General features: G+C 61.0%; 6 protein-coding genes. 3 read left to right on the top strand and 3 right to left on the bottom strand.

The window, feature by feature from the left end; genetic code table 11:
• Positions 1-726 (bottom strand): alpha/beta hydrolase (locus tag D6877_RS19710; RefSeq protein WP_130911852.1); only part of this gene is annotated, 726 nt, incomplete at its 3' end.
• Complete coding sequence (locus D6877_RS19705; protein WP_110646124.1) at positions 727-1,611, bottom strand: neutral zinc metallopeptidase; 885 nt, start codon at positions 1,609-1,611, stop codon at positions 727-729.
• 390 nt (positions 1,612-2,001) lie between these two features.
• Here D6877_RS19705 and D6877_RS19700 point away from each other — a divergent pair, with 390 nt between their 5' ends.
• Positions 2,002-2,880, top strand: coding sequence for a DMT family transporter (locus tag D6877_RS19700; protein WP_016773077.1), 879 nt, complete (start codon positions 2,002-2,004; stop codon positions 2,878-2,880).
• A 131-nt stretch (positions 2,881-3,011) separates the two neighbouring features.
• Here D6877_RS19700 and D6877_RS19690 read toward each other — a convergent pair whose 3' ends face one another.
• Positions 3,012-4,349, bottom strand: a complete 1,338-nt coding sequence (locus D6877_RS19690) for an MFS transporter (RefSeq protein WP_024014417.1) — start codon at positions 4,347-4,349, stop codon at positions 3,012-3,014.
• Between the two features lie 361 nt (positions 4,350-4,710).
• Between D6877_RS19690 and quiC the strand changes: the two genes are divergently transcribed.
• Together quiC and D6877_RS30015 are read left to right on the top strand one after the other, a co-directional pair.
• Entirely contained in the window at positions 4,711-6,612 is a 1,902-nt protein-coding gene (quiC, locus tag D6877_RS19685; RefSeq protein WP_130911839.1) for a 3-dehydroshikimate dehydratase QuiC, read from the top strand.
• A gap of 101 nt (positions 6,613-6,713) precedes the next feature.
• The coding region (locus D6877_RS30015; protein ID WP_241662927.1) for a helix-turn-helix domain-containing protein at positions 6,714-6,950 on the top strand (237 nt) is incomplete at its 3' end.

Genomic DNA, 6,950 nt, shown 5'->3' with positions numbered 1-6,950 from the left:
CAGATAAATCACCTCGCGTTTGACGTAAGCGCTCTCGACCTGCAACGGCGTTTGCCCGCCGGCATACACCGGCATGTCCGCCAGGCCGTACTTCCAGCGATTGAAACCCGGGCATTGCGCGTGATCGAACGCCACTGGCCGCTGCTCGTTGAAGTACGCATAAGACGAAGGATTGGCCACCACATAGCGCAAGCGAATGCCGTTGGCCTTGAGCGCTGGCTGATCCTTGGCGAGCAGGGCGTAACGCTGCACCACCTGACCACCGCCGGAGTGGCCGAAGATCACGATCTGCTTCACGTCCGGAAACTGTTTGCGATCGCTGACCCGCGCGACTATTTCGTCCAGCGCTGCGTAGGAACTCAGCGGATTTGGCCCGGTGGACAAGCCGCCGCCCATCCACTCGTTGCCCTGCCAGCGCAGCACCGTCGGCGGTAAGGAATACAGGCTGACGTCACTTTCATTGAGAAACTGCGGAGCGATCACCAGCGTGTGCGCGGTCTGCCCGGCGAGTTCGGCGGCACTTTCCGCGCTTTTGCGGTAGGTCTCGGCGTTGCGCAGGCGACCGTGAATGACGATCAGCACCCGCTCGATCTTTTCCGGTGCCGGCCCGATGCCCACTGCCATTTCCCCGGCCTTGAGTTGCAGGCGACCGGGGCTGATCGCATCGACGCCGGCCGCTTGCGCGGTGCCGGCGATGAACAGTAACGCCACAAGCCATTTATGCATTTACAGGGTTTTCGCCGCGAAGGTGTCGCACTGGCTTACCTGGCCTTGCGCGAATCCGGTTTTGAACCAGCGCACCCTTTGCGCTGACGTACCGTGGGTAAACGAGTCCGGCACCACGCGGCCCTGACCCTGTTGCTGCAAGCGATCATCGCCGATGGCGTTGGCGGCGTTCAAGGCTTCCTCGATGTCGCCCGGTTCCAGCCAGTTCAAGCGTTTCTGCGCGTTATACGCCCAGACACCGGCGAGACAGTCGGCCTGCAATTCCTGACGAACCAGCAAGCCGCCGTCGCCCTCCATCTGCCGGCCTTGCTGACGCGCCGCCTGCATCTTCGCCGAGACGCCCAGCAGCGTCTGCACATGGTGGCCGACTTCGTGCGCAATCACGTAAGCCTGAGCGAAATCGCCGGCGGCTTTGAAGCGCTGCGACATTTCCTGGAAGAAGGCCATGTCCAGATAAACCTTCTGGTCGGCCGGGCAATAGAACGGGCCGGTGGCAGAAGTGGCCATGCCGCACGCGGAGTTCACCCGATTGCTGAACAGCACCAGTGTCGGGTCTTTGTATTGGCGTCCGGCCTGCTGGAAGATCGGACCCCAGGTGTCTTCGGTGTCGCCGAGGATCGAGCGGACGAATTCAGCCTGTTCATCATTGGCCGGTGGCGCCTGGCGGGTTTGCGAAGTAGCCGCCGGTTGCTCCATCTGCCCGGTCAACTGGCCGAGGATCTGCATCGGGTCCTGGCCGGTGAGCCAGCCGATGCCGACAATCAGCACAATAGCGGTCAGGCTCAGACCCTTGCCGCCACCGAAGCGCATGCCGCCGCCACCGCCGGCATCATCACCCCGGGCGTCGACGACGTTGTCACTGCGTCGGCCTTTTTTCCATAGCATGTGGGAATCCTCTTTTATTGCCGGTGATGAATCTGCTGGTGATGAGTGTTGCCGCTGTGTGAGTGTGGCGCCAGTCCGGTCGTCCGTCCATGCACACGCGCCCACATGGTGCGGGCCTGGTATTGACGGCCGAGCGGGCCGTGAATTCAATCCCGAGTGGAATTTCTTCCGTCGAATTCATGAACCCGCTGTTTCGACGGCAGTCTGTGATGTTGCACACTGGCCGGGCGCCGAAGTGGCGGGAATCTTGCCTCAAGGTTTTGCCTGGCGGCGGTTTCCCGGCGAAGAAGAGTGCAACCTGTGCGGTTGCTGAAAGCTCAGCCGACTATGATTGCCACAACGATTGCCGCCAGCGCGAACGCTCGCCCGGATTTTTTTCAGAGATTGCCAATGACCGTCAGCACCCCGCTCTCCGGTGTCAACCAGCCCTTCAAGGGGATCTTGCTGATTGTCGTGGCGACGTTCCTGTTTTCCAGCCACGACGCGTTGTCGAAATACCTCTCCGGTTTTTATCCGATCGTGATGGTGGTGTGGGCGCGCTATGTGGTGCACACCTTGTTGATGGCGGGGATTTTCCTGCCGCAGTCCGGCTTGCGTGTGCTGCGCACGAAAAAACCGTTATGGCAGCTCGCCCGTGCCCTGTGCCTGCTCGGCACCAGCCTGTTTTTCACCACGGCGCTGCTGTACATCCCGCTGGCGGAAGCCACGGCGGTCAACTTTCTCGCGCCGGTATTGGTGACGGCGTTATCGGTGCCGTTGCTCAAGGAACGCGTGACGCGCGGGCAGTGGATTGCGGTGATCTGCGGCTTCATCGGCGTGTTGATCATCGTCCACCCGGGCGGCGAACTGTTCACCCCGGCGATCCTGCTGCCGTTCTGCTCGGCGCTGTTCTTCTGCTTCTACCAATTGCTGACGCGCAAGCTCGCCGAAGTGGACAGTCCGACCACCAGCAACTTCTTTGCCGGCCTGTGCAATACCCTGGTGATGAGCGCGCTGGTGCCGTTCTTCTGGCAAGTGCCGACGTGGACTCACGCCGCGCTGATGCTGGCGCTGGGCAGCTGCGGGATGACGGCGCATCTGTTCCTGACCCAGGCCTTCCGTCACGCCGCACCGGCATTGCTCGCGCCGTTCGGCTATTGCCAGATTGTCTTTGCCGGGTTGTTGGGCTGGCTGCTGTTCAATCACACCCCGAGCGGGTTGACGGTGATTGGTATCGCAGTGATCTGTTGCAGCGGATTGGCGGCAGCGTGGCAGCAGAGCCGGCGCTGAAGAGCGGATCCCGGTACAACTTGTGGGAGCGAGCCTGCTCGCGAAAGCGGTGGGTCAGTCGCCATATTCAGCGGCTGACGTGACGCCTTCGCGAGCAGGCTCGCTCCCACAATGGGATGTATGCAGGCAGGTTATTCGGTAACGGTCGGAATCTTGCGCGGTGCCATGAAGTACATCCACGTCAGTGCGAGGAAGTACATCGCCGGGATCAGCGTGAACAGCACTGTGTAGTTGTTGTTGGTGACGGTGAGGATGTGGCCGACGATCTGGGTCATGAACATCCCGCCGATCGCCGCGCACATGCCGCCGAAGCCGAACACCGTGCTCATCATGTGCTTGGGCGTGTAGTCCATCACCAGGCTCCAGATGTTCGCAGTCCAGGCCTGATGCGCGCCGATCGCCAGCGAGATCGCCGCCACCGCCACCCACAGATTCGCCGAGCCGGCAGCCATGACCACGCCGATGATGCAGCAGGCAAACAGCAACATCGACAGCAACCGCGCCTTGATCGAGTTCATGCCGCGACCGATCAGGAACGAGGACAGAATCCCGCCGCCGACACTGCCGAAGTCAGCCGTGACGTAGATGATGATCAGCGGAATACCCATCTGCGTCACGTTGATGCCGAGGTTGTATTGCTGATTGAGAAACGGCGGCAGCCAGTACAGATAGAACCAGAACACCGGCGCGGTCAGCGAGTAGGCGAGGGCGAAGGCCCAGGTGCCGCGCATGCGCAGGATCTTGCTGAACGGCACGCGGGCCTGTTCCGGTTCGACTTGCTGCTGGATGTAATCGAGTTCCGACTGCTTCACCGTCGGGTGATCTTCCGGATTGAAATACTTCAAGCCCCAGAACAGCAGCCAGATGCCGCCGAGTGCCGCCATGCACAGGAACGCCGCTTGCCAGCCCCACACATGCAGGACCAGTGGCAGCAGCATCGGCGTGAACATCGCCCCGACGTTGGTGCCGGCGTTGAAAATGCCGGTAGCGACTGCACGTTCACCGGCCGGGAACCACAGGCGCGTGGTCTTTACACAGGCCGGGTAGTTGGCCGCTTCCGTCAGACCGAGGATGAAGCGGCAGACCATGAAGCCGACCGCCGAGGTCGCCAGGCCATGGGCGCCGGTGGCCAGGCTCCAGAGCAGTACGGCGCAGAAGAACACGCGCTTGACGCCGACCCGGTCGATCAGACGTCCCTGCAGGACAAAACCGATCGCGTAGCCGACCTGGAACCAGAAATTGATGTTGGCGTAATCCATCGCCGTCCAGCTCATTTCCTTGGCGAGAATCGGCTGCATGACGCCGAGTGCGGCGCGGTCGATGTAGTTGAGGGTGGTGGCGAAAAACACCAGCGCCAGCATGCCCCAGCGGGTCTTGCCGACAGCCATGGCGCCGCGGATCTTGTCGCCTATGCCACCCGTGGCAGTGCTCATGGCCGGAGCCATGCGGGAAGTCTGTGAAGGAATCATGTGTTCCACCCGTTTTTGGATTTGTTATTTGGTGTTCTTTTCTGTCGAACACCTTGCCCGGTGGTTAGTGGCCGGACTCGATGTGCAACCGATGTTGGGCAGTGAACAAAAAATCGTCAATTCGCCAAATCGCCTTAGTGTTCGATAATCGCACGCAAAACTAACCGGGTAGTACACTTTAAATTGCTGCGCGCAGGGATGCAGCCAATAATTTCCCTCACTATAAAAACCCATTCCCTGGTAGGAGCTGCCGAAGGCTGCGATCTTTTGATTTTGCTGTTTTGGTAATCAAGATCAAACGATCGCAGCCTTCGGCAGCTCCTACAGTAAAGATAAAGCGGCGCAGTCCGGGAGTTGAAACATGCAGCGTTCCATTGCCACCGTTTCCTTGAGCGGCACCCTGCCGGAAAAACTCGAAGCCATTGCCGCCGCCGGGTTCGACGGCGTGGAGATTTTCGAAAACGACCTCCTGTACTACGACGGCAGTCCCCGGGAAATTAAACAGATGTGCGCCGATCTGGGGATCGCCATCACCCTGTTTCAGCCGTTTCGTGATTTCGAAGGCTGCCGCCGTGATCGTCTGGCGCGTAACCTGGAGCGTGCCGAGCGCAAGTTCGATCTGATGCAGGAGCTTGGCACCGACCTGGTGCTGGTCTGCAGCAACGCCTCGCCGGACAGTGTCGGCGATCAACAAATCCTCGTCGATGATTTGCGCCTGCTGGCTGAACGCGCCGGCGCCCGTGGTTTGCGCATCGGTTACGAAGCGCTGGCGTGGGGCCGTCACGTCAATACCTATCAGCAGGTCTGGGACATCGTCCGTCAGGCTGATCACCCCAACCTCGGCGTGCTGCTCGACAGCTTTCACACTCTGTCGCTGAAGGGCGATCCCAGCGCGATCGCCGACATTCCCGGCGACAAGATCTTCTTCGTGCAAATGGCCGACGCGCCGATCCTGGCCATGGACGTGCTGGAGTGGAGCCGGCATTTCCGTTGCTTCCCGGGGCAGGGCGAATTCGATCTGCCGGGTTTCCTCGCACCGATCATCAAGAGTGGCTATACCGGGCCGTTGTCGCTGGAAATCTTCAACGACGGCTTCCGCGCCGCACCGCCACGGGCCAACGCCGCCGACGGTTTGCGCTCGCTGCTGTATCTGGAAGAGAAGACCCGTCAGCGTCTCGATCAGGAAGCGCCGCCGGTGGCCAACCGTGAAATTCTTTTCGAAACGCCGCCCGCCAGCGAATACAACGGTGTGGAATTTCTCGAGTTTGCCGTCGACGAAGCGCTGGGCGCGAAGCTCAGTCACTGGCTGCAACGCCTCGGTTTTGCCAAGGCCGGGCAGCATCGCTCCAAGAGCGTCAGCCTGCTGCGTCAGGGCGATATCAACCTGATCCTCAACTCCGAGCCGTATTCGTTCGCCCACAGCTTTTTCGAAGCCCACGGCCCGTCGCTGTGCGCCACTGCGGTGCGGGTCAAGGACAGCGCCAGTGCACTGGCCCGCGCCGTCGCTTACAAGGGGCAGCCCTATCGCGGGCTGGTCGGGCCGAATGAACTGGAGCTGGCGGCGGTGCGCGCGCCGGACGGCAGCCTGATTTATCTGGTCGATGCGGACGCCGACGTGTACGGCACCGATTTCAATCTGTTGCCGGACGCGCAGACCGGCGGCGGCCTCAAGCGTATCGATCACATGGCCATGGCGCTGCCGGCGGACAGCCTCGACAGTTGGGTGCTGTTCTATAAAAGCCTGCTGGATTTCGAAGCCGACGATGAAGTGGTGCTGCCCGATCCGTACGGCCTGGTGAAGAGCCGCGCACTGCGCAGTCGCGACAGTTCGATCCGGCTGCCGCTGAACATCTCCGAGAACCGCAACACTGCCATTTCGCATGCGCTGTCGAGTTATCGCGGCTCCGGTGTGCACCACATCGCCTTCGATTGTGACGACATCTTCGCCCAGGTCAGTCGCGCCAAAGAGGCCGGCGTGCCGCTGCTGGACATCCCGCTCAATTACTACGACGACCTCGCCGCGCGCTTCGATTTCGACGATGAATTCCTCAGCGAACTGGCCTATTACAACGTGCTCTACGACCGTGATGCCCAGGGCGGCGAGTTGTTTCATGTCTACACCGAGCCGTTCGAGGGGCGGTTCTTCTTCGAGATCATCCAGCGCAAGAATGGCTATGCCGGCTATGGCGCGGCTAACGTTGCGGTACGGCTGGCGGCGATGGCCAAATCGCGCAGCGGTGCGGTGCGTCAGGCGAAGTTGTAGGGAATTCGTAAACGCGGGATCAAACACCGGCTGCGCGGCTTCCTTCACTGTCCCGCGCGGCCCATAATCGCCGCTTGTACAGTGATGGCCGTGAGCCCGCGATGACCATGAATTCAGAACTTTCCGCCGCTGCTGTCGAGTCCGACGCAGTGCCGCGCAAGAGTCGCAAGAACAACCCGGAAAAGACCCGTGAGAACATTCTGCAGGAGGCGATCGTCGAGTTCGTCCAGCAGGGCCTGTCCGGCGCCCGCGTCGACGCGATCGCCGAGCGGATCCACACCTCCAAGCGCATGATCTATTACTACTTCGGCAGCAAGGAGCAGTTGTACGTCGAGGTG

Origin of the sequence: Pseudomonas sp. Sample_9, from assembly GCF_004307535.1 — a bacterium.
GTDB classification, from domain to species: Bacteria; Pseudomonadota; Gammaproteobacteria; order Pseudomonadales; family Pseudomonadaceae; genus Aquipseudomonas; species Aquipseudomonas mercuritolerans.
Note: the sequence above shows the minus strand (reverse complement) of the source record. Positions and strands in the feature narration are given on the sequence as shown.

What these genes read in the sequence shown, in the direction of transcription:
- D6877_RS19705 (WP_110646124.1), bottom strand. Translation starts at nt 1,611, where the DNA reads ATGCTATGGAAAAAAGGCCGACGCAGTGACAACGTCGTCGACGCCCGG.
- D6877_RS19700 (WP_016773077.1), top strand. Translation starts at nt 2,002, where the DNA reads ATGACCGTCAGCACCCCGCTCTCCGGTGTCAACCAGCCCTTCAAGGGG.
- D6877_RS19690 (WP_024014417.1), bottom strand. Translation starts at nt 4,349, where the DNA reads ATGATTCCTTCACAGACTTCCCGCATGGCTCCGGCCATGAGCACTGCC.
- quiC (WP_130911839.1), top strand. Translation starts at nt 4,711, where the DNA reads ATGCAGCGTTCCATTGCCACCGTTTCCTTGAGCGGCACCCTGCCGGAA.